The organism is Lysobacter tyrosinilyticus, assembly GCF_054779815.1.
On record NZ_BAAGXN010000001.1, the window covers coordinates 1,413,781 to 1,435,450 of the forward strand.

The window sequence follows — 21,670 nt, forward strand, 5'->3', positions numbered from 1 at the left end:
GATAGCCGGTGGCTTAGTTCGCCGCTGCGGGCTTGAGGTTCACCGACCAGATCACCGAGGCGATCTTCCAGCCGTCCTGCGTCCGCAGCAGGTGCCAGGCTTCCTGTCCGTGATTGGTTTCCTTCCCGTTCCTGAGGAAGGCATAGTCGAAATGGACCGACGCGATATCGCCGTCGGTATCGATCTTCACGTTGGAGAACGTTTCCTCGGAACTGTCCTTGTCCGCGACGATGCCGGCAATGAAGGAGTAGGGCGTCTTCGTGGCATCGACCGTGAGCTTGCTGGCGGTCGGCACTTTCTGGCGGACGCGCTGCAGCGCTTCGTCGCCTTTCACCGATTGCCAGGTGATGTGTTCGTGCAGGAACAGGCGTTCGAATGCGGGCTTATCGCGCTTGATGATTGAAGTCCGGAACGTTTCAATCACGTTGCGGATTTGCGCGGTTGCCGATTCGGGAGAACTGGCTGCAGTTGTTGTGGCCAAAGGTTCCGGCGTGGCTTGGGCGAAGGCAGGGGACGACAGCAGGCACGCGAGGACGAACGGCAGGAATTTCACTGGGCACTCCATTGCAAGGGGAAGAGTGGGATTGGTCAGCGGGCGGACGACAGGAGTTCCATGTCCAGTTGCGCCAGACGCTGCGGCGTACCGACATCGGTCCAGCGGCCCTGGTGATGTTCGCCGCTCACGCGCGACTGCGTCATCGCAGCGCGCAGCAGCGGTGCGAGCTTGAAGCGCGCCGGTGTCTCGTCGGCACCTGGTGCGTCGCCAATGATGTCGCGCCAGCCAGCGAACAATGTCGGGCGATATACGCCGATGCCGGAAAAGGTCAGCCGCTGCGCACCGTCGCTGTGAATGTGGCCATCGTTTGACAACGCGAAATCGCCCTGCGGATGCTGTACCGGGTTGTCGACCAGAACCAGGTGCGCATCACCGTCGAGGTCGCGCGGCAGCCGGCCGAGGTCGTAGTCGCTCCAGATGTCGCCGTTGATCGCAAGGAACGGTTCGCCATCCGACAGCAGCGGCAGCGCGTTCCACATGCCACCACCGGTTTCAAGCGGCGTCGGGCCTTCGTACGAAAAATGCAGATTGAGGCCCCAGTAGTCGCCATTGCCCAGAGCCGCGGGAAACTGCTCGGCCAGCCAGCTCGTATTGACGACGACATCGCGCACGCCGATCGCAGCCAGTCGTTCCAGATGCCAGACGATCAGCGGTTTGTTGCCGGCGGAGAGCAGCGGCTTGGCGGTGTGATTGGTGAGCGGCCGCATGCGTTCGCCCAGGCCGGCGGCAAAAATCAGCGCCTTCATGCGCCAACTCCCGCCATTGCCGGGCGGATGCGCCCATCGAGCAGTTCGCGCAACGGTGCGAGTTCGGGGTAACGCGGCAGGACTTCATCCAGGTAAGTGATGAAGCGTGGCGCGTCCGCAAGGTATTTCGACTTGTGGTCGCGGTAATGGAGGCGCGAGAAGATGCCGAGCACCTTCAGATGCCGCTGCACGCCCAGCCAATCGGCATCGCGGCGGAACTGCGCCAGTTCCGGCACCGGCAGGCCGCTCGCCAGTGCGCGTTCGTGGTAGCGCGCGAGCCAGCCGTCGACGCGTTCCAGCGGCCAGCTCAGGAATGCATCCTTGAACAGACTGATCGGGTCGTACGCGATCGGGCCAAGCACGCAGTCCTGGAAATCGAGTACCGCCGGCCCATCCGCCACAGGCATCAGGTTGCGCGGCATGAAGTCGCGATGGGTCAGCACACGCGGTTGCGCCAGGGCGTTGTCCATCAGGCGACGCTGCACGAGCTGCAGCTTTTCGGCCTCGCCGCAGTCGAGTTCGATGCCGAGATGACGCCGTAGAAACCACTCTTCGAATAGTCCGGCGTCGCGCTGCAGCAGCGCTTCGCCGAATTCCCCCATGCCTTCGGGTGCCGCGATCTTCTGCAGCTTTAGCAGTTGGTCAATCACGGCGTCGAAATGCACATCGGCGTTGTCGGCATCGATCACCTGGGCGAGCGTGGGGCCGCCGAGATCTTCCAGGAGCAGGAAGCCGGAATCGATGTCCTGCACCAGCACCTGCGGAACGCGCACGCCGCCATTTTCCAGCAGTGTGCGGATGCGCAGCCATGGACGCACGTCTTCGAGGTCTGGCGGCGAATCCATCACGATCACACTGGTCGACAGCGCAGCGCCATTCGAAGTGACCGCGCGCCAGTAGCTGCGGAAGCCGGCATCGACCGACGCGCGCTGGAGCTGCAGGCCGGCATCGCCGGTAGCGGATCGTGCCCAGGCAAGACGGGCGAGTTCGCGGTCGGTAGGAACGTTGGCGGTCATCTGATGCGTCATCGTGGATCGGACGCAAGATTAACCGGATCGCGAGTTTGCGGGACGCGGTTCATCGACCACGCCCCGGATTTGTGACTTGTAGAGCGGAGCTTGCTCCGCTGCTCTTGTCTGGGATGCCGGATGACTTCCCTCGCTCGGGCGCTCGAAAAAGCAGCGGAGCAAGCTCCGCTCTACAAAGGCTGGTCAGGCGACCGCGGCGGCCTTGGTTTCCAGCGAAGCCAGCCACTCGTCGTCGGAACCTTCGGCCACGCCTTCGAACAGGAAGGTCGACAGGTAGCGTTCGCCGGTGTCCGGCAGCATGGCCAGTAGCACGGTACCCTCCGGCGCGCGCTCGGCAACCTGCAATGCCGCGGCGATGGTCGCGCCAGCGGAGATGCCAACGAACACGCCTTCCTCCGCGGCGAGACGACGCGCGGTATCGCGCGCCGCGACTTCGTCGATCGGCAGGATCTCGTCGGCGATGGTGCGGCTGAGCACCTGCGGCAGGAAGTCCGGGGTCCAGCCCTGGATCTTGTGCGGTGCCCATTCCTTGCCCGAGAGCAGCGCGGCGCCGGCCGGTTCGCTGGCGATCACCTTGAGGTCGGGGCGCGCCAGCTTCAGCACTTCGCCGGCACCCGTGATCGTGCCACCGGTGCCCCAGCCGCTGACGAAGTAATCCAGGCGCTTGCCGGCAAAGTCGCGGAGGATTTCGGGGCCGGTCGTGCTGCGGTGATAGGCGGGATTGGCTTCGTTCTCGAACTGGCGCGCGAGGAACCAGCCGTGCTTGTCCGCAAGTTCTTTCGCCCTGCGCACCATGCCGCTGCCGCGTTCGGATGCGGGCGTGAGAATTACTTTGGCGCCATAGGCGCGCATCAGCTTGCGGCGTTCGACGGAGAACGAATCCGACATTACCGCCACGAACGGATAACCGCGTGCCGCCGCCACCATCGCCAGCGCGATACCGGTGTTGCCGGACGTCGCTTCGATGATGGTCTGGCCAGGCTTCAGCAGTCCCTTCTGTTCCGCGTCGAGCACGATGGCGAGTGCGAGACGGTCCTTGACCGAGCCGCCCGGATTGAAGGCTTCGTTCTTCGCATACAGCGTGACGTGCCTGGGTGCGATGCGGTGCAGCTTCACGATGGGCGTGGAGCCGATGGTGTCTAGGATGCTGTTGTAGATAGTCATGTCGGGGGTCTGTACCTGGAAAGAAGGGCGGAATCAGGCGGCCTGGGCGAGCGTCGCGAGTGGATCGCATCCTGCGCCCGTCGTCGTTAAAGGTTCGCTACCGAACCAGTGCAGGCTCGCCGCGAGCGCGGCGACCTCTCCAATAACCAGCAATGCCGGCGCGCCCACGTTGTGGGAACGCGCTAGTTCGGGAAGAGCGGCCAAGGTGCCCAGCACCACCCGCTGTTCAGGACGCGTGCCGTTCTCGATGATCGCGAAAGGCGTCGATGGCGCGCGACCATGCGTGATGAGGCGATCGCGGATGCGTTCCAGGCCCGACACGCCCATGTAGAACGCGAGCGTCTGCTTTTCCTGTGCCAGTGCGGCCCAGTCGAACGCGTCGCTGTCGTCCTTGGTATGCGCGGTGATGAAGCGAACCGACTGCGCGTGTTCGCGATGCGTCAGCGGAATGCCGGCGTAGGCACCGCATGCGATCGCGGCGGTGATGCCGGGGACGACTTCGAAGTCGATGCCATGTTCGCGCAGGACCTCGAGCTCTTCGCCACCACGGCCGAAGATGAAGGGATCGCCGCCCTTGAGGCGCACCACACGCTTGCCCTGCAACGCGTGTTCGACCAGCAGGCCATGAATGCGCTCCTGCGTGGCGTTATGGTCGCCGCCAACCTGCTTGCCGACTTCAATGAATTCGGCATCGCGGCGGGCAAGGGCGAGCACGTCGGCGCTGACCAGGCGGTCATGCAGGATCACATCCGCTTCGTTCAAGACGCGCAGGGCGCGCAGCGTCAGCAGCCCCGGATCGCCGGGGCCCGCGCCGACCAAGGCGACGCTGCCGCCTTGCACCTGCGGACGCTGTTCCAATGCGGCGATGAGCGCGCGCTGTGCCTTCGCCTGCTCGCCGCGGCGAAGCAGGCCCGGGATCGGGCCCTGCAACACGCGGTCGAAGAAGCGCCGGCGTGCCGGCAAGTCGGGCAGGCGATCGCGGATCCGCTCGCGAGCCTGCGTGAGCAGCGCGGCGAGAGCGCCGAGCGACTCGTCGAACTGGGTTTCCAGCTGCTCGCGCAGATGTCGGGCCAGCATCGGCACACCGCCGCCGCTAGAAATGGCGATCTGCACCGGGCCGCGTTCGACCCGGGCCGGCAGATGGACGCTCGACAGCTCAGCATCGTCGACCACATTCGCCCAGATGCGGCGGGCTTCGGCCGCATCGGCCACCGCGCGGTTTACCGCGGGATCGTCGGTTGCGGCCACCACCAGCCAGACGCCATCGAGCCAGGCCGGGTCGAATTCACCCCGCACGGTCTCGATTTGGCCCTGTTCGGCCCAGGCCGCGAGCTGCGGCTCCAGTTCCAGGGCGCCGACCCGGACCCGCGCCCCGGTCGGGAGCAGGCCGAGCACCTTGCGTCGGGCCACGGCGCCACCGCCGACCACCAGGACGGCACGGCCGCTCAGGTTGGTGAACAGCGGGAAGAGGGGAGGCGCGGAGGACATGACGGCAAGGGGCTTGGGGTGGTCCGTGCAACCTAGCGTTGTGACATGAGTGGCGGAAATGACCGGCGGATGTGGCTTCATGCTCTGATGGCATGACCGGCGCTGGACATGCTCCCCCCGCTCCGGCTAATGTTTATCTGTCCATCCGCATAAAGAGATAACCAATGAAACTTATTCCGATGATTACCTGGTGTCACTCGTTTATTTCCGTAACCCCGGCCGCCGTGCGCCTGTCCCCCGCCCAACAACCTTCTCGACCCTCGACGCCGCCATGACCCTCACGCAACTGCGTTATTTCGCCGCCATCGCCGATTCCGGCCTGAACATCACGCTAGCCGCCGAGCGCGTCCATGCCACGCAGCCCGGCCTGTCCAAGCAGCTCAAGCAGCTCGAGGACGAACTCGGATTCCTGCTGTTCGCACGCAAGGGCCGCAGTCTTGAAAGCATCACCCCCGCCGGCTCCCAGGTGCTCGCGCATGCGCGCCGCCTGCTCGCCGAAGCCGCAAACATCCGCTCCTACGCCGCCAACCAGCGTCGTGATGGCGTGGGCCGTCTGGTCCTGGCCACCACGCATACGCAGGCGCGCTTCGTCCTTCCGACCGCCATTGCCCAGCTCAAGCGCTCGTATCCACGCGTCAGCGTGCACCTGCTGCCGAGTTCGGAAGGCGAAGTGCTGGACCTGCTCGCCCGCGGCGAATCCGACTTTGCCCTGATCAGCACCGCAGGCGAGACGCCTGCCGGCGGCATCGCCGTGCCGTTGTTCCGCTGGAAGCGCGTCGTGCTGGTGCCGCGTTCGCACCCGCTCGCCCGCAGCGGCGCCGCGCCGACGCTGGCACAGCTCGCCGCCTATCCGCTGGTCAGCTACGAATCGTCGGTGCGCCCGGAATCGTCATTGCGCCGTGCCTTCGCCGAAGCCGGCGTCGAGCCGCAACTGGCGATGACCGCGCGCGACGCCGACCTCATTAAGACTTATGTGCGCACCGGCATCGGTGTCGGTCTGCTCGCCGAAATGGCGGTGACGATCGAAGACACTGACCTGGTTGCGCTGCCCGCTCCGGCGGCGATTCCCGAGTGCGTCGCCTGGGCCGTGCTGCCGCGTGAACGCGTGCTGCGTGATTACACGCTCGACCTGCTGCACGCGCTGGCGCCGCAGATCGATCCGCGTGATCTGCAGCGCGTCCTCGCTGGTAACCAGGAGCCAGAATGGCCGCTTGCGCCGCAGTGGGACGAGCTGAGCCACAAGCTCGCGGCTTGATCGGTCGCGTCAGGCAGCAACAGAAAAGGCCCGGCTCCCCGGGCCTTTTTCTTTCGAGTTTGCCTTGTAGAGCGGAGCTTGCTCCGCTGATTTTTGCTTGTGGCTTGCGCAGACGCGTTTGCTCCGCGAAGGCGCCGGCAGGCCCGGCGCTACAACCCAGCGGAGCAAGCTCCGCTCTACAAAGCAACAACAACGCGGATCCGAGGATTACGCCGCCTGATTCGCCTCATCCCACGCTTCGTGCAACCCGCACTCGCGCTTGAGTCCAAAGAAGCGCGTGTCCTCCTCGCTCATGCCGGCTTCCAGGCGGCGTGTGGTGTGCACGTCGCCGATCGAGACATAGCCGTCGTGCCACAGCGGGTGGTACGGCAGGTCGTGCTTCTGCAGGTACATCCACACGTCGCGGTCGCTCCAGTCGGCGAGCGGATGCAGCTTCCAGCGGCCGTCGTGCAATTGCAGGAACGGCGTGTTCGCGCGACTGCGCGACTGCGCACGTCGCAGGCCCGAAATCCAGGTGCGTGCGCCGAGTTCGCGCAACGCGCGCTGCATCGGTTCGACCTTGCGCATACGGTTGTAGCGCTCGATGCCGTCGACGCCCTGTTCCCACAGCTTGCCCAAGCGCGCTTCCATCCAGGCGATGCCGATCTGCGGGCGATACACCTTCAGATTCAGCGAGAGCCGCTCGGTAAGCTCGTCGACGAAGCGATAGGTCTCGGGAAACAGATAGCCGGTGTCGACCAGGATCACCGGAAGGTCCGGCTTCTGCCGCGTGACCATGTGCAGCGACACCGCGGCCTGTGCACCGAAGCTGGACGACAGCGCATGGCCGCCGGCCAGGTTGGCCACGCCCCAGGTGACGCGGTCTTCGGCCGATTGCGCGGCCAGCCATTGGTTGAGTTCGTCCAGCGAACGCGGCGACTCGGCGGCGGTGATGGGGTCGGGCGGGCTCATGCGACCAGTTCCAGAGTGATGGCCTTGCTGACGACGACGCCCGTGCGGATCAGGAAGTCGCCGAAGTATTCGCCGCTGTCGCGGCCGGAGGCGTACTGCGCAAACAACTCGTCGAGTGCGGCGAGAATCGCCGCTTCGTCGATGTTTTCGCGGTACAGCGAGTTCAGGCGCGTACCGCGATGGCTGGCGCCGAGCATGAGGTTGTAGCGGCCCGGTGCCTTGCCGACGAGCGCGATCTCGCCGAGGTAGGGACGCGAGCAGCCGTTCGGGCAACCGCTCAGGCGGATGTTGATCGGCTGGTCGCGCAGCGCGTGCTTGTCGAGCAGCGCTTCGACGCGGGTGAGGAAGTCGGGCAGGTAGCGTTCGGCTTCCGCCATCGCCAGGCCGCAGGTCGGCAACGCGACGCAGGCAATGGCGTTGAGCCGCGTGGGCGATGCGATGCGATGGCCGTCGAGTGCGTACTGCGCGACCAGCCCATCGATGTCGGCGCGCTGGGCCTCGGTGACGTTGGCTATGACCAGGTTCTGGTTCGCGGTCATGCGGAATTCCGCGCGACCGCCATCGTCCAGCAGACGCTGCGCGATTTCGCGGAAGCCGGTGAGGTGCTGCACGCCGTCGCGGTCCCAGATGCGGCCGGCGATGATGCGCAGAGTCAGGTGCCACAAACCGTCGTCGCCCTGCAGCCAGCCAAAGCGATCGCCGTTGTGGACGAAATCGAAACGCCGCGCCGGGGAGAGGGAGAAACCGGCGCGGCGTTCGACCTCGGCCTTGAAGTTGTCGAGGCCGCGATCGTCGATCGTGTACTTCAGACGTGCGCGCTTGCGCACGACTCGGTTGCCCCAGTCACGCTGCGTGGTGACCACGGCTTCGGCGACGGCGGTGAGCTGATCGGGGGAGATGAAGCCGATGACATCGGCCAGGCGCGGGTAGGTCTCCGCATCGCCGTGCGTCGCGCCCATGCCGCCGCCGACGGTGACGTTGTAGCCCGCGACTTCGCCGTTCTCGAGGATGGCGATGAAGCCCAGATCCTGCGCGAACACGTCGACGTCGTTAGACGGCGGAATCGCGAAGCCGATCTTGAACTTGCGCGGCAGGTAGGCCTCGCCGTAGATGCGATCTTCCTCCTCTCCGCTGCCGGCGACGCGCTCTTCATCCAGCCAGATCTCGTAGTAGGCGCGGGTGTTGGGCAGCAGGTACTGCGACAGCGCGGCTGCTTGCGCATGCACGAAGGCATGCGCCGCGGATTCGTGTGGATTGGCGGCGACCGCGATGTTGCGATTGACGTCGCCGCACGCGGCCAGGGTGTCGATCAGCGCCGCATTGATCGCGGCCATCGTCGCCTTCAGCTCGCGCTTGATCACGCCATGGAACTGGAACGCCTGGCGCGTGGTGATGCGCAGGCCGCGCTCGGCGTAAGTGGTGGCGATCCGGTCGAGCTTGAGCCACTGCTCCGGCGTGACCACGCCGCCTGGCGTGCGGGTGCGGATCATGAAGCTGTAGGCCGGTTCCAGCTTCTGCTGGCGGCGTTCCTCGCGGATGTCGCGGTCGTCCTGCTGGTAGCTGCCGTGGTACTTGATCAGGGTCTGATCGTCTTCGTGCAGCGCGCCGGTGATCTGATTGGCGAGCGACCCCAGCAGCGTGCCGCGCAGGCGGGCGCTGGATTTCTTGATGTCTTCGACGGAATGCGTGCTCATTGCTGTTTGGTCCTGCTCAGTACACGTCCCGTGCGTAGCGGCCCTGCGCCTGCAGGTCGTTGAGGTAGTCGTTGGCGTCATCGGCGGACTTGCCGCCGTGCGTGGCGATGATGTCCAGCAGCGCGGCGTGCACGTCGCGGGCCATGCGGGTGGCATCGCCGCAGACGTACAGGTGCGCGCCGTTTTCCAGCCAGGCGTAGAGGTCGGCACCGTTCTCGCGCAGGCGGTCCTGCACGTAGACCTTGTGCGCCTGGTCGCGGGAGAAGGCGAGGTCGAGGCGATGCAGCACGCCGCGCTTGAGTGCGTCCTGCCATTCCAGCTGGTAGAGGAAGTCGCTGTGTGCGTGCGGGTTGCCGAAGAGTAGCCAGTTGCGGCCGTTCGAACCTGTGGCAGCACGCTCCTGCACGAAGCCGCGGAACGGCGCGACGCCCGTGCCCGGGCCAATCAGGATCACGTCGCGCGAACTCTCCTTCGGCAGGCGGAAGCGCTCGTTGTGTTCGATGAAAACCGGCAGCTTTTCGCCTTCGGCCGCGCGCGCCAGGAAGTTGGAGGCGGTACCCCAGCGCCGGCTGTCACCAGACGTGTCGCCATCGACGTCGTATTCGACGTGCGCGACGGTGAGGTGCGCTTCCTCGCCCACCGCCTTGGCGCTGGAGGCGATCGAATACAGGCGCGGTACGAGCGGCCGGAGCGCGGCGACCAGTTCCTCTGCGGACCAGGCGCCGGGATAGGCGCGCAGCAGGTCGATCACCTGCTGCTCGGCGAGCAGCTTCGCGAAATCGGCTGCACGATCGGGCGCGAGCAGGGCATTGAGCGCCTCGCTCTGTGCATGCGCGGCGTGCGTAGCCACGAACGGACGCGACAATCGGGTGAGCTCGCGCCGCTGCGACAGCCATTCGCGCAGTGGCAGCGTCTGTTCGCCATGCGTGACGACCTGTGCGCCATCGAGATCGAGCGTGGCCAGCACGGCATCGACCAGCAGCGGCGGATTGACCGGCCAGATTCCGAGTGCGTCGCCAGCTTCGTAATGCAGGCCCGAGCCTTCCAACGACAGCTCGAAATGCCGGATGTCCTTGTCGCTGCCGCGTCCGGTGATGCGCTGGTTGACGAGCAATTCAGCGGGGAACGGATTGTCGCGGGTATACGCGCTCACAGCCGTAGCGAGCGGACGCAGCGGAGTGACCGTGGCGAGCGGTGCTTGTGGCTTCAGCGCTTCCTTGGCCGAAGTCAGCGCACTGGCGAGCCAAGGCGTGGCGACGGTATCGATGTCGAGATCGGCCTCGGCGCGCGCAAACCAGCGCTTCGCGCCGAGTTCGGCCAGACGCTCGTCCAGGCGACGCCCGATCGCGCAGAACTGCGGGTAGCTCGAATCGCCCAGCGCCAGCACCGCGAACTGCAGCTCTGGCAGCTGCGGCGCACGCTTGCCGCTGATGAAGTCGAAGAAGCCACGCGCGTCATCCGGTGGATCGCCGTCGCCCTGCGTGCTGATGATGATGGCGAGATGGCGCTCGTTCTTGAGTTCGCGGGTGGGGTAGGCGTCGGCGCGCAGCAGGCGCACGGGGAGGCCGGCGGCCTCGACCTGCTGCCCCAGTTTTTCGGCGACGCGCTTGGCGTTGCCGGTCTGGCTGCCGTAGACGATGGTCAGCTGGCCGGCCGGCTGGAGGTCGGCCACCGCCACCGCGGCGGGGCGTGCCAAAGGCAGGGACTGCGAGCGCGCCAGCCCGGCCGCATAGCCCGACAGCCACCATAGGCTCGCGCCGTCGAGGCCGCCGGTCAGCTGATCGAGCAGCGCGGCCTGCTCCTGGGAGAGCAGGGAAGGCGGTGCGGTCAATGCGGGGGCGGCGGACATGCGTGCAGCTCGGATGGAATCGATGCTGCGAGGCTAGTTATGCGCAGGGGCGGGGAGAAAGGACTTGCCGCTATGCACTTATGCCGAGGACGCATTTAGACGCTGCGCTGCAGCGGGGATACTGGCGACCTTACCCACGGTCCGCCTATGCCGGGCACGTGATCCCGTTTTGAGTCACGATTGGGCGATTCCCGCGCCTCACCTGCCGATGTCCCTGCCGTCCCTGAGCCAATCCGCCCTGCAACCGGCTGCCCTGAGCCATCTGGACCGCCTTGAGGCGGAGAGCATCCACATCCTGCGCGAAGTCGCCGCCGAGTTCCGCAACCCGGTGATGCTGTATTCGATCGGCAAGGACAGCTCGGTGCTGCTGCACCTGCTGGCCAAGGCGTTCGCGCCGGGCCGCTCGCCGATCCCGCTGCTGCACGTCGATACCGGTTGGAAGTTCCGCGAGATGATCGGCTTTCGCGATCGCCGCGCTGCCGAAACCGGCATCCCGCTGCACGTGCACACCAATCCGGAAGGCGTGGCGCAGGGCATCGGCCCGATCAGCCACGGTGCCACCGTGCACACCGACGTGATGAAGACGCAGGCGCTGAAGCAGGCGCTCGACAAGTTCGGCTTCGATGCGGCGATTGGCGGCGCAAGGCGTGACGAGGAAAAGTCGCGCGCCAAGGAGCGCATCTTCTCGTTCCGCAGCGCACAGCATCGCTGGGATCCGAAGAGCCAACGCCCCGAGTTGTGGAGCCTCTACAACACCCGCATCCACAAGGGCGAATCGGTCCGTGTCTTCCCGATTTCGAACTGGACCGAGCTGGATGTGTGGCTCTACATCTATCGCGAGAAAATTCCGGTGCCGTCGTTGTACTTCGCCGCGCAGCGCCCGGTGATCGAACGCGATGGCGCGTTGATCATGGTCGACGACGAGCGTCTGCCGTTGCGCGATGGGGAAGCGGCGCAGACGAAGCAGGTCCGCTTCCGCACGCTGGGCTGCTATCCGCTTACCGGCGCGATCGAATCCGATGCGGACACGCTGGAAAAGATCATCGCTGAAATGCTCGTCGCCACGACTTCGGAACGACAGGGGCGCGTGATCGACCACGACCCGTCCGCTTCGATGGAGAAGAAGAAGCAGGAGGGCTATTTCTGATGTCCGCCGCTGTACTTCTTCACGATATCTCTGAGTCCGTTCGCCCTGAGCGTAGCGCCGCAGGCGCGAAGTCGAAGGGCATTCCTGGATCTCGGACGCCCTTCGACTTCGGCGCTTTGCGCCTACGCTCAGGACGAACGGATTGCCTGCAAGACGGAGGAGAGGCATGAACGCCGCGAACGACAACGCCGCGGCCGCCGTTGCCGCCTACCTGCATCAGCACGAGACCAAAGGTCTGCTGCGTTTCATCACTTGCGGCAGCGTCGACGACGGCAAGAGCACGCTGATCGGCCGACTGCTGTACGACACCAAGGGCCTGTTCGAAGACCAGCTGGCCGCGCTCGATCGGGACAGTCGTCGTCACGGCACGCAGGGCGAGAACATCGACTATGCCCTGCTGCTCGACGGCCTCTCCGCCGAACGCGAGCAGGGCATCACTATCGATGTCGCCTACCGCTTCTTCAGCACTGACAAGCGCAAGTTCATCGTCGCCGACTGCCCCGGGCACGAGCAGTACACCCGCAACATGGCCACCGGCGCTTCGACCGCGGACGTCGCGGTCGTACTGGTCGATGCGCGCAAGGGCCTGCTCACGCAGACGCGCCGTCACAGCTATATCGTGTCGCTGCTGGGTATCCGTCATGTGGTGCTGGCGGTGAACAAGATGGATCTGGTCGGTTACGACCAGTCGGTGTTCGAGGAAATCGAAGCCGGCTATCGCGAACTGGCCACGCAGCTGGGCATTCGCCATGTCACCGCGATTCCGCTGTCCGCGCTCAATGGCGACAACCTGCTGCAACACTCCGCGCACACGCCGTGGTACCTCGGGCCGAGTCTGCTCGAATACCTGGAAAGCGTGGAGATCGAACAGAACGGCAACGACATCGGCTTCCGGCTGCCGGTGCAGTGGGTCAATCGTCCCGATCAGGATTTCCGTGGCTTCGCCGGCACGATTGCTGCTGGCAGGGTGAAGCCGGGCGACGAGATCGTCGCGTTGCCGTCAGGGCGCCGTTCGAAGGTCGCGCGCGTGATCGGTGCGCAGGGAGACGTCGATGTAGCGGTCGCGGGGCAGGCGATCACGCTGACCCTGGCCGATGAGCTCGACATCAGTCGCGGCGATGTGATCGCCGCTGCGCAGCAACCGCCGCAGGTCGCCGACCAGTTCGCCGCGCACGTGCTGTGGATGGGCGAACAGCGCCTGCTGCCGGGGCGCCCGTACTGGCTGAAGATCGGCACGCGCACGGTCAGCGCCAGCATCACCGAGATCAAGCACAAGGTCGACGTCAACACGCAGGACCAGCTGGCCGCAAAGCACCTCGAGCTCAACGAAGTAGGCTATTGCAATCTCTATCTCGATCATGAGATCGCGTTCGAGGCCTACGCCGACAACCGCGAGCTGGGCGGCTTCATCCTGATCGACCGCCAGACCAATGCCACGGTCGCCGCGGGCACCATCGACTTCGCCCTGCGACGCGCCGGCAACATTCATTGGCAGCACGTCGATGTCGACAAGGCCGCGCGTGCGCGCAGCAAGGCGCAGGCGCCGCGCTGCGTGTGGTTCACCGGTTTGTCGGGCTCGGGCAAGTCGACCGTGGCGAATCTGGTCGAAAAGCGCCTGCATGCGATGGGCCACCACTGCTACATCCTTGACGGCGACAACGTCCGCCACGGCCTCAACAAGGACCTGGGCTTCACCGACGAGGACCGCGTCGAGAACATCCGCCGCGTCGCCGAAGTGGCCAAGCTGATGGTCGATGCCGGCCTGATTGTGCTGGTGAGCTTCATTTCACCATTCCGCGCCGAGCGACGGATGGCGCGCGAACTGTTCGAGTCGGGCGAATTCGTCGAAGTATTCGTCGACACACCGCTGGCGGTGGCGGAAGAGCGTGACGTGAAGGGCCTTTATGCGAAGGCACGCGCGGGCAAGATTCCGAACTTCACCGGTATCGATTCGCCTTACGAAGCCCCGGAGCACGCCGAACTGGTGCTCGATACGGTGAATCAAACGCCGGAGGCACTGGCGCAACAGGTAATCGCGCAGTTGCTCGATTGAACCCGCTTCGCTGGCTCGCGTTAAACAAAAAACCCCGGCTTCGGCCGGGGTTTTCGTTTGCGCGCGTGCGCGTGAGATCAGGCGGTCTTCGCGGTCTTCTTGCGTATGGCTTCGTAGATGAAGAGCAGCACGATCGCGGAGATGATTGCGCAGACCCAGATCATGATCGTGCTGCCCAGACCGAGCATCGCCGCCAGTCGGACTCCGACCACGGCGCCGGCGATGCCGAGCAGGATGGTGAGGATCCAGCCCATCGGGTCCGCGCCGGGCTTGAAGAAGCGGGCGAGAATGCCGATGACCGCGCCGCCGATGATGTAACCAATGACGCCTTCGAACATGGAGATACTCCTGTTGAATCGCTGGTTGTGTGGGGCGCGGCAATCCTAACAGCGACTTCCGGCGGGGCACGCTGCGGTGCAGCGGAGGCCGATCCAGAGTCCTTCTCCCCGCACGCGGGGAGAAGACGCCCGAAGGAAGCACCCTTGGGGTGTGAGGGGCGCTCTCTTGCGGTTGCCGCTCCGGCACCTCCCCTCACCCTGCGTTGCTGCGCAACGCTGTCCCTCTCCCCGCAAGCGGGGAGAGGGAGGCGATCATCAGCAGCAGCCGTGATCGCCGTGATGCTCGCCGCCGGCTACCGCCGCCACGCCGCGGGTTTCACCGCGCTGGCTGGCCAAGTGGTGTTCGGCGATCACGCGCGACACCGAAGCGGTCACGCGCTTGCCCATCGGGATGTGCAGGAATTCATTCGGACCGTGTGCGTTCGAATGCGGACCGAGCACGCCGGTGATCATGAACTGCGCGCCGGGGAACTTCTCGCCGAGCATGCCCATGAACGGAATCGTGCCGCCTTCGCCCATGTACATGGCCGGCGCGCCGAAGAACTCCTGGCTCGCCGTATCGATCGCCTGCGACAACCACGACGACATCGCCGGCGCGTTCCAGCCGGTGCTGGCCTTTTCCAGTTCCAGCGTGACCTTGGCGTTGTTGGGCGGATTGGCTTCCAGCGTCTGCTTCAACAGTTCGCCGGCCTTCTTGCCGTCCAGCGTCGGCGGCAGGCGCAGCGAGAGCTTCACCGAAGTGAAAGGACGCAGCACATTGCCCGCCGACGACAGCGGCGGCATGCCATCGACGCCGGTCACCGACAACGCCGGACGCCAGGTGCGGTTGAGGACGAGTTCGTTGAGCTCGTCGGCCATCGGCTTCATACCCGGCAGCAGCGGGAACTTGTCGAAGACGGCCGTGTCGAGCACGCGCGCGGCTTCCTTGGCTTGTTCCTGACGTGCTTCCGGAATCTCGTCGTGCAGACCTTCGAGCAGGATGCGGCCGGTCTTTTCGTCCTCGATACGCGACAGCAACTGGCGGACCAGGCGGAAGCTCGAAGGCACGATGCCCGAGGCGTCGCCCGAGTGCACCCCTTCTTCCAGCACCTTCACGGTGAGGTTGCCGCCGGCGAGGCCGCGCAGCGACGTAGTGCACCACAGCTGGTCGTAGTTGCCGCAACCGGAGTCGAGGCACACCACCAGCGACGGCTTGCCGATGCGCTCGGCGAGATGGTCGACATAAGCGGGCAGGTCATAACTGCCGGATTCCTCGCAGGCTTCGATCAGCACAACGCAGCGCGAATGCGCGATGCCCTGCGCCTGCAGCGCCATGATCGCGGTGAGCGAACCGAAGATCGCGTAACCATCGTCGGCGCCACCGCGACCGTACAGGCGGTCGCCCTTGATCACCGGCTTCCACGGGCCGAGGTCGTCGTCCCAGCCGGTCATTTCCGGCTGCTTGTCGAGGTGGCCGTAGAGGATCACGCAATCGTCATTGCTGCCGCCGTTGGCGGCCGGGATGTCGATGAAGATCAGCGGCGTGCGGCCTTCCAGGCGCACGACTTCCAGCTGCATGCCGGGGACGGTCTGAGCGCGAGCCCACTTCTCCATCAGGGCGACGGCGGCGTCCATGTAGCCGTTCTTGACCCAATCGGCGTCGAACATCGGCGACTTGTTGGGGATGCGGATGTATTCGACGAGTTGCGGGACGATTTCCTCGTCCCACTTGGCGGTCACGAACTGCTCGATCTTGCGGCTATCCATTGGGGTTCCCGGCAGCGGGCCTTTCGGGGAAAAGCCCGGAATGAAGATGCGAAAAGGCTGGCCAGTTTAGCGCAGGTCGGATTTTTCCTACCCCGGAAGCGGGGCTTTCCCACCCCCTGTGGCGGCATTCGCCGATCGGAATGGGGAGTCCGGATCGGGAGACTGTCCTCACCGGCCAGCGATGCCGGAACGGAAGCCGGAAGTCCTCGAATCGCCCATCCAAGGAGCCATGCCATGAACAAGTTCGTCACGCTGCTGCAGACCCTCGTTCTTACGCTGCTGTTTGCCGGCAGCGCCTTTGCCGCCGAGAAGGTCAACATCAATACCGCCGACGCCGCGACCATCGACCGCGTGTTGCTCAATATCGGCAAGAGCAAGGCGGAAGCCATCGTTGCCTATCGCAAGGCCAATGGCGCCTTCAAGAGCGCCGAGCAGCTGACCCTGGTGAAGGGCATCGGCCTGAAGACGGTCGAGAAGAACCGCGACCGTATCGTCATCGCAGGTGGCGCACCCACCGCACCGCGCCAACCGGCTGCCACGGCCCGCCCGGCCACGGCCGCCGCACCGAAGCGCTGAGCAGGAGTTGTCAGGGCAGGATGCCCGCGGAACACAGACCTGGTCTGGACAAGGACGTGTCGCTTGGCCACGAAGGGAATCGTGGCCGGGCGAAATCCGCATTTTTTGGATTCGCGCCGTCAGGACCGCTGGCCGACGGCCTTGGGCATCGCCGTTAAACTGGGGGCATGGCCAATTCCACGCAAACCGCCCATTCCTGGGTCATCCCTGCCAACGAATACCGACGCGAACGTTGGCGCAACCAGCTCGGCTGGACGCGCGAGATCTATCGGGCACCGGAGGAGGGGGAGTGGAGCTGGCGCCTCTCGATCGCCGAGATCGAACGCGACTCGGCGTTTTCGTCCTTTCCGGGTATCGATCGCGAGCTGGTGCTGCTGTCTGGCAACGGCATGCGCCTGGCCTTCGACGATGGCGAGGCGCATGAACTGCATCCTCCCCACGGCAAGCTGCGCTTTGCCGGTGAGCGCGCCGTCACTGGCGAACTTCTGGACGGCCCCACGCACGACTTCAACCTGATGTGGCGGCGCGACCAGGTACAGGCCGAACTGTGGCATCGCCCATTGGTCGGGCCCATGGTGATCTTTGCCGAACCCGGTACGACCTGGGCCGTGCATCTGCTCGGCGGTCGTGCGCGGTTTGCCGACGACTCCGGCTTGCCTGCACTAGAGGCCGGCGATACGGCGATCCTGCAGGCGGGCGGCGAGCGCTTACGTCACGTGATCGAAGGCGGCGGCGAACTGCTGCTGGTGCGTGTCAGTCCGCTCGACTGAGTGCAGCGCGCGGGCGCCTTCAGATACCAGGCCGGCATCGGCCTTTTGTTACGCAAGTCTTCTACGGGCGGCGGCCCGGGAATTAGGACAGCGCCGCTCCCACCACCAATATCAGTACTCCGGCCGACAAGCCCAGCACGCTGAACACCATTTCCTTCAGCGTACGACCGCGCGCCCACATCCAGATGCCGGATAGCCCGAGTAGCAGCAGGCCGAGAGCGAAGCTGTCGGCCAGCAGGTTCCAGATCCAACCGCCGCCGACACCCTTGTGCAGGCGCGTGATCGCCGCTAGCAACGTATGCGAACTGCGCTTGAGTTCAGCGCTATCGCTTCCCGGGCTGTATTCCAGCGACCACGATTCGCTCGCCGTGCCCCCGATCAGGTTCCACTTCGGCGCTTGCTTGCCGTCCTTGCCGCCCTTGCGGATGACCTGGGCGTCGAGGCGCTGCGCGTCCCGCAGCCACAGCGACAGTTCTTCAGGTGTGCGTCGTGCCAGGGCAGGGATCTGCAGTGTCGTGCGATTCGCCTCCCTGGTGTTGCCCTGCGGCCACGCGTTGTCGCCGAAACGGTTGTTCATCACCAGACCGGTGAAGCCGTAGATGATCGCGGCCAGAGCACCCCATGCGCCGATCCACAGGTGCAGCTGGCGCACCAGGCGATAGATGCCATTGCTTCGGCGGCCAGGTCGGGTGTGTGGAGTGGTGTTCATTGGATTTCCAAAAATGCAAAGAGCCCGCAGCAATTGCGGGCTCCCTGGTTGGTCGGATCAGAACTTCAGATTGGCGCTCAGGTACGCCGCGCGCGGCGAGCCGGGGGTGATGTTGTCGTTGCTGTTGGTCGAAACGAAGTACTTCTTGTCGAAGATGTTTTCGATGTTGAGCTGGAGCCCGAGCACCTCGTTGAGCTGGAAGAAGACTGCCGCGTCGTAGCGGGTGTAGCCCTTCACCACAACCTGGTTGTCGATGTTGGGATAGAGCGCGCTGCGATAGATGGCACCCAGCCCCGCGCCCCACTGCTTGTTGAAGTCGTAGCGGTTCCACAGCGAAGCGGTCTGCTCCGGCAACTGCGCCGGCTTGTGGCCGCGATTAAGCCCGGCAAGGAGGACCTCGCCGTCCTGCCTGGCGTAGCCGCCCATGACGCTCCAGGCCTTGGTGATGTTGCCGGCCAGGCCGATCTCGACGCCTTCGACGCGCTGGCCATCGGTCAGGATCGACTGGCTCGGATTGGAGGGATCAGCGGTGATGACGTTCTTCTTGTCCAGGCGATAGGCGGCGGCCGTCAGCGACAGGCCAGGGATCACGTCCCACTTGGCGCCGATTTCCTGGTTGCGCGACTCTTCCGGATCAAGCGCCTTGTTGGTGGTGGTAAGCGACGACATCTGGTCGCCCGAGCGCGGCAGGTAGGTCATGCTGTAGCTGGCGTACAGCGACAGCGGTTCGACCGGCTTGTAGACCACGCCGACGCGCGGTGAAAGGAGATTGTCGGTCGACGAAAGATCATGACTTGCCGGCGGCGTCGAGGCACGGTGGTCGTCGAAGTCGACGTCGAAGCGGTCGTAGCGCAGCCCGAGGATCGCCTGCCATTGGGGCGAGAACTCGATCTGGTCCTGTACGTAAAGGGCGGCGACCTTGGCGACGGTATGGTTGTCGGCGTCGCTGCCGGCTTGTACGAAAGCAAGCGGACCCGTGTAGATGGGATCCGAGAAGGGCACGCAGACGCGGTTGGTGGCAGCGGCGCCGCAGGTCGTGTTGGAGGGGAAGGCGCCAGTCTTGCGCAGGTTGTCGGTTTCCTGGCGGCCGAGCTCCGTGCCGAACAACAGCGTCTGCTTGATGCTGCCGTCGAGCTTCCAGACGAAATCGGTCTGGTTGAAAATGTTCTTGCGCTGGGTGGCGTTGCTGTAGGCGCGGATATCAGCCAGGGGCGCGCCGGCGACGAACACGATCGGGCCACCCGCATACACGTTCTGGTAGAACTTGTCGTAGTCGGCGACGCGGGTGCGGTTGCGCAGCGTCAGGCCGTTGCCGAAATCATGGTCGACCAGTGCGCTGAACGCATCGACGTCGGCAGTGACAGTGCTGCGATCGGGATCGCCGAAAAAGGTCGAGCTGTCGGTTTCCACGGGCAGGCGACGGCCGTTGAACGCGATCAGGGAAGACGGAACGCCGCGGTCGGCGACGCGCTCGTCCTCGAAGTGTTCGTAGCCGAGGGTAACCGTCGTGTCCTCGCCGGCCTTGAAGGCATAGGTCGGGTTGATACCCCAGCGCTGCGCGTCGTAGCCGTCGCGGTAGCTCTCGGAATCTTCGAACATGCCGGTGACGCGGAAGGCCGAGGTGTCGTTGATTCCCTGGCCGAAATCTCCGGCAATGCGGCGCTTGTTCCACGATCCGACCTGCAGGGTGAGTCCGCGCACGGTTTCCCAGTCGGCCTGCTTGCTGACGCGGTTGATAACGCCGCCGCTGCCACCGCGGCCGAAGATCATCGCGTTGGGCCCCTTGAGGGCTTCAACGCGTTCGATGTTGTAGAGGTCGCGGAAGTACTGCGTGTCGTCGCGCACGCCGTCGATGAACATATCGGCGGTCGAACTGTTGCCGCGCATCACGGGCGTGTCGCGGTTGCCTTCGCCCTGCGCCATGGTGATGCCCGGCACGTAGCGCACGACGTCGGCGAGATTCTGCATCGCCTGGTCGCGGATCAAGTCCTCAGTGACTACGGTCACCGACTGGGGAACATCCTTCAGTTCGGTGTCGGTCTTGGTGGCTGTCGTGGAGCGGTTCTGCACATAGCCGTAGTCGACTTTTCCGTAGACCTGGACCGCATCGAGGTCCGTGGCGCTGGCCGAGTCGAGTGATTCGGCATGGGCCTGCGCGCAAAGGGCAAATGCGAGGGCAGCGGCCAGCGGGGCGATGGCCGGAATCTTCCTGTTGATCATTGGGCTCACGAAAGTCGGGGCGCAGATGCGCAGCACCGAAATTTTAAGTGAGAACAGTTCTCAAATGCAAACGATTCGCGTTTGCCTGATCTGTCAGTTGCGGTCGTCGCGGGTCCAGACGCCTGTGTCGTCCACCTTCACCGGAAACTTCGTCACCGGTTCATAGGCCGGGGCGCAAAGGGGCCTGCCATCGCGCACATCGAACTTCGCGCCATGCAGCGCGCATTCGATCGTCGCTTCTTCCGGGTCGAAATGCCCGGCGGAAAGCTCGAAGTCTTCATGCGAGCACTTGTCTTCCATCGCGTAGTAGTCGCCGTCGTAGTTCACGACCAGGATCGGCGTGTCGCCGTCCCAGGCGACAGCGGATTCGCCTGGAAGCAGTTGCGAGGTGGCGCAGACGAAAACCCAATCGCCCATATCGATTCAATCCTGCTGAAGTAGCGTCAGTCCAAGTTGCCGAACGGAGGAGCCGCGGAAGTTAGAGCGACTTTTCGAGCACTTCGAAGCGGAGGTCCTCCCGCTTGGGAATGCCGAAACGCTCGTCCCCGTACGGGAACGGCTTCTTGATGCCGGTGCGGCGGTAACCGCGACGCTCGTAGAAGGAGATGAGTTCATCGCGGATGTCGATGACGGTCATCCGAATCGCCGGCAGTTGCCATTCCTCGCGTGCGATGCGCTCGGCTTCGGTGATCACGGCCTTGCCGATGCCGCCACCCTGCAGATTGGGGCGTACCGAGAACATGCCGAAGTAGCCGGCGCCATCCTCGATGGCGATATGGGCGCAGGCGAGGAGCTCAGATAGGCCATCCCGGTTGGCGCGTTCGGCCATCAGGATGCGGCTGTCCGCGCGAGTGATGCAGGCTTCGATGTCGTCGGCGCCGGTGCGGCGGCCTTCGAGCATGTCGGCTTCGGTGGTCCAGCCCTGCTTGCTGACGTCGCCGCGATAGGCGGATTCGACCAGCGCCACCAGGGCAGTGATGTCGGCCAGGGTGGCGTTGCGGAAAGTCAGTGGGGTTGCGTGGCTCATGCGAAGAGTTTTGGAAGGTAGGAAAGCAGCATCAGGCCCAGAAGCAGGCACACCAGCGGTACCGCAACCCATGCGACGACCTTGATGGCCTTGCCCGCGCGCCCCTGGATCGCCTCGGCGCGGTCGTTGATGCGCTCGATGCGGCCCAGTTGTTGCTGGTACATGGACATGTATTCGCGCTGCAGGGACAGCGCTTCGCGCTGGTTGTCGCGGATCTCGCGCAGCAGTGTGAGCAGCTCGGGATTGTCGGACATGGCAGTGTTCCGGCGAAGGTGCAGCAAGGGTATCGCAGTGTAGGGCGGGCCCAGCGCTAGATTGCTCTCCAGCCCGCAGCTGACTTGTGGCGGACCGCG

The 21,670-nt window shown here is 64.9% G+C and carries 20 protein-coding genes; 5 read left to right on the top strand and 15 right to left on the bottom strand.

Going from position 1 to position 21,670, the window contains the following annotated elements; genetic code table 11:
• Positions 1–13: 13 nt before the first annotated feature.
• From ACYVGK_RS06105 to cysG, 5 genes are all read right to left on the bottom strand, one after another.
• Positions 14–553 (bottom strand): Cif family virulence factor, encoded by a 540-nt coding sequence (locus tag ACYVGK_RS06105; protein ID WP_460732352.1) that lies wholly within the window; start codon positions 551–553, stop codon positions 14–16.
• A 35-nt stretch (positions 554–588) separates the two neighbouring features.
• On the bottom strand, positions 589–1,302 hold the full coding sequence (gene murU / locus ACYVGK_RS06110; RefSeq protein WP_460732353.1) for an N-acetylmuramate alpha-1-phosphate uridylyltransferase MurU: 714 nt from the start codon (positions 1,300–1,302) through the stop codon (positions 589–591).
• Positions 1,299–2,318 (bottom strand): aminoglycoside phosphotransferase family protein, encoded by a 1,020-nt coding sequence (locus ACYVGK_RS06115; RefSeq protein WP_460732354.1) that lies wholly within the window; start codon positions 2,316–2,318, stop codon positions 1,299–1,301. Before ACYVGK_RS06115 ends, murU begins: the two co-directional genes overlap by 4 nt.
• Positions 2,319–2,513: 195 nt before the next feature.
• A complete protein-coding gene (gene cysK / locus ACYVGK_RS06120; RefSeq protein WP_460732355.1) occupies positions 2,514–3,494 on the bottom strand; it encodes a cysteine synthase A in 981 nt (326 codons plus the stop codon).
• Positions 3,495–3,527: 33 nt separating this feature from the next.
• Positions 3,528–4,982: a siroheme synthase CysG gene (gene cysG / locus ACYVGK_RS06125; protein WP_460732356.1), complete on the bottom strand. Its 1,455-nt coding sequence runs from the start codon at positions 4,980–4,982 to the stop codon at positions 3,528–3,530.
• A gap of 271 nt (positions 4,983–5,253) precedes the next feature.
• Here cysG and ACYVGK_RS06130 point away from each other — a divergent pair, with 271 nt between their 5' ends.
• Positions 5,254–6,237, top strand: a complete 984-nt coding sequence (locus tag ACYVGK_RS06130; protein WP_460732357.1) for a LysR family transcriptional regulator — start codon at positions 5,254–5,256, stop codon at positions 6,235–6,237.
• A gap of 207 nt (positions 6,238–6,444) precedes the next feature.
• On the opposite strand, the gene ACYVGK_RS06135 is transcribed toward ACYVGK_RS06130, so the two are convergent.
• From ACYVGK_RS06135 to ACYVGK_RS06145, 3 genes are read right to left on the bottom strand one after another with little or no spacing between them, the layout of a single operon-like run.
• Entirely contained in the window at positions 6,445–7,188 is a 744-nt protein-coding gene (locus tag ACYVGK_RS06135) for a phosphoadenylyl-sulfate reductase (RefSeq protein WP_460732358.1), read from the bottom strand.
• A complete protein-coding gene (gene cysI / locus ACYVGK_RS06140; RefSeq protein WP_460732359.1) occupies positions 7,185–8,963 on the bottom strand; it encodes an assimilatory sulfite reductase (NADPH) hemoprotein subunit in 1,779 nt (592 codons plus the stop codon). Before cysI ends, ACYVGK_RS06135 begins: the two co-directional genes overlap by 4 nt.
• Positions 8,899–10,731, bottom strand: a complete 1,833-nt coding sequence (locus ACYVGK_RS06145; RefSeq protein ID WP_460732360.1) for an assimilatory sulfite reductase (NADPH) flavoprotein subunit — start codon at positions 10,729–10,731, stop codon at positions 8,899–8,901. Before ACYVGK_RS06145 ends, cysI begins: the two co-directional genes overlap by 65 nt.
• A 208-nt stretch (positions 10,732–10,939) precedes the next feature.
• Here ACYVGK_RS06145 and cysD point away from each other — a divergent pair, with 208 nt between their 5' ends.
• Together cysD and cysN are read left to right on the top strand one after the other, a co-directional pair.
• Positions 10,940–11,878 (top strand): sulfate adenylyltransferase subunit CysD, encoded by a 939-nt coding sequence (gene cysD, locus ACYVGK_RS06150; RefSeq protein WP_460732361.1) that lies wholly within the window; start codon positions 10,940–10,942, stop codon positions 11,876–11,878.
• A 166-nt stretch (positions 11,879–12,044) separates the two neighbouring features.
• On the top strand, positions 12,045–13,931 hold the full coding sequence (gene cysN / locus ACYVGK_RS06155) for a sulfate adenylyltransferase subunit CysN (RefSeq protein ID WP_460732362.1): 1,887 nt from the start codon (positions 12,045–12,047) through the stop codon (positions 13,929–13,931).
• 77 nt (positions 13,932–14,008) lie between these two features.
• Here cysN and ACYVGK_RS06160 read toward each other — a convergent pair whose 3' ends face one another.
• Positions 14,009–14,269, bottom strand: a complete 261-nt coding sequence (locus ACYVGK_RS06160; protein ID WP_460732363.1) for a GlsB/YeaQ/YmgE family stress response membrane protein — start codon at positions 14,267–14,269, stop codon at positions 14,009–14,011.
• A 255-nt stretch (positions 14,270–14,524) separates the two neighbouring features.
• Positions 14,525–16,015, bottom strand: a complete 1,491-nt coding sequence (locus tag ACYVGK_RS06165) for a M20 family metallopeptidase (protein WP_460732364.1) — start codon at positions 16,013–16,015, stop codon at positions 14,525–14,527.
• 234 nt (positions 16,016–16,249) lie between these two features.
• On the opposite strand from ACYVGK_RS06165, the gene ACYVGK_RS06170 reads away from it, so the two are divergent.
• Positions 16,250–16,591 (top strand): ComEA family DNA-binding protein, encoded by a 342-nt coding sequence (locus ACYVGK_RS06170; RefSeq protein WP_460732365.1) that lies wholly within the window; start codon positions 16,250–16,252, stop codon positions 16,589–16,591.
• Positions 16,592–16,758: 167 nt separating this feature from the next.
• Complete coding sequence (locus ACYVGK_RS06175) at positions 16,759–17,361, top strand: HutD/Ves family protein (protein WP_460732366.1); 603 nt, start codon at positions 16,759–16,761, stop codon at positions 17,359–17,361.
• Positions 17,362–17,443: 82 nt separating this feature from the next.
• Here the strand turns inward: ACYVGK_RS06175 and ACYVGK_RS06180 are convergent, their stop codons facing one another.
• From ACYVGK_RS06180 to ACYVGK_RS06200, 5 genes are all read right to left on the bottom strand, one after another.
• The gene (locus tag ACYVGK_RS06180) at positions 17,444–18,070 is read right to left on the bottom strand and encodes a PepSY-associated TM helix domain-containing protein (RefSeq protein WP_460732367.1); all 627 of its coding nucleotides are present in this window, start codon (positions 18,068–18,070) and stop codon (positions 17,444–17,446) included.
• Positions 18,071–18,127: 57 nt separating this feature from the next.
• The gene (locus tag ACYVGK_RS06185; RefSeq protein WP_460732368.1) at positions 18,128–20,290 is read right to left on the bottom strand and encodes a TonB-dependent receptor; all 2,163 of its coding nucleotides are present in this window, start codon (positions 20,288–20,290) and stop codon (positions 18,128–18,130) included.
• A 93-nt stretch (positions 20,291–20,383) separates the two neighbouring features.
• Entirely contained in the window at positions 20,384–20,707 is a 324-nt protein-coding gene (locus ACYVGK_RS06190; protein ID WP_460732369.1) for a non-heme iron oxygenase ferredoxin subunit, read from the bottom strand.
• Between the two features lie 61 nt (positions 20,708–20,768).
• Positions 20,769–21,317, bottom strand: a complete 549-nt coding sequence (locus ACYVGK_RS06195) for a GNAT family N-acetyltransferase (RefSeq protein ID WP_460732370.1) — start codon at positions 21,315–21,317, stop codon at positions 20,769–20,771.
• Positions 21,314–21,571 carry a hypothetical protein gene (locus ACYVGK_RS06200; RefSeq protein WP_460732371.1) on the bottom strand — a complete coding sequence of 86 codons (258 nt, stop codon included), beginning with the start codon at positions 21,569–21,571 and terminating at the stop codon, positions 21,314–21,316. Before ACYVGK_RS06200 ends, ACYVGK_RS06195 begins: the two co-directional genes overlap by 4 nt.
• Positions 21,572–21,670: the final 99 nt, after the last annotated feature.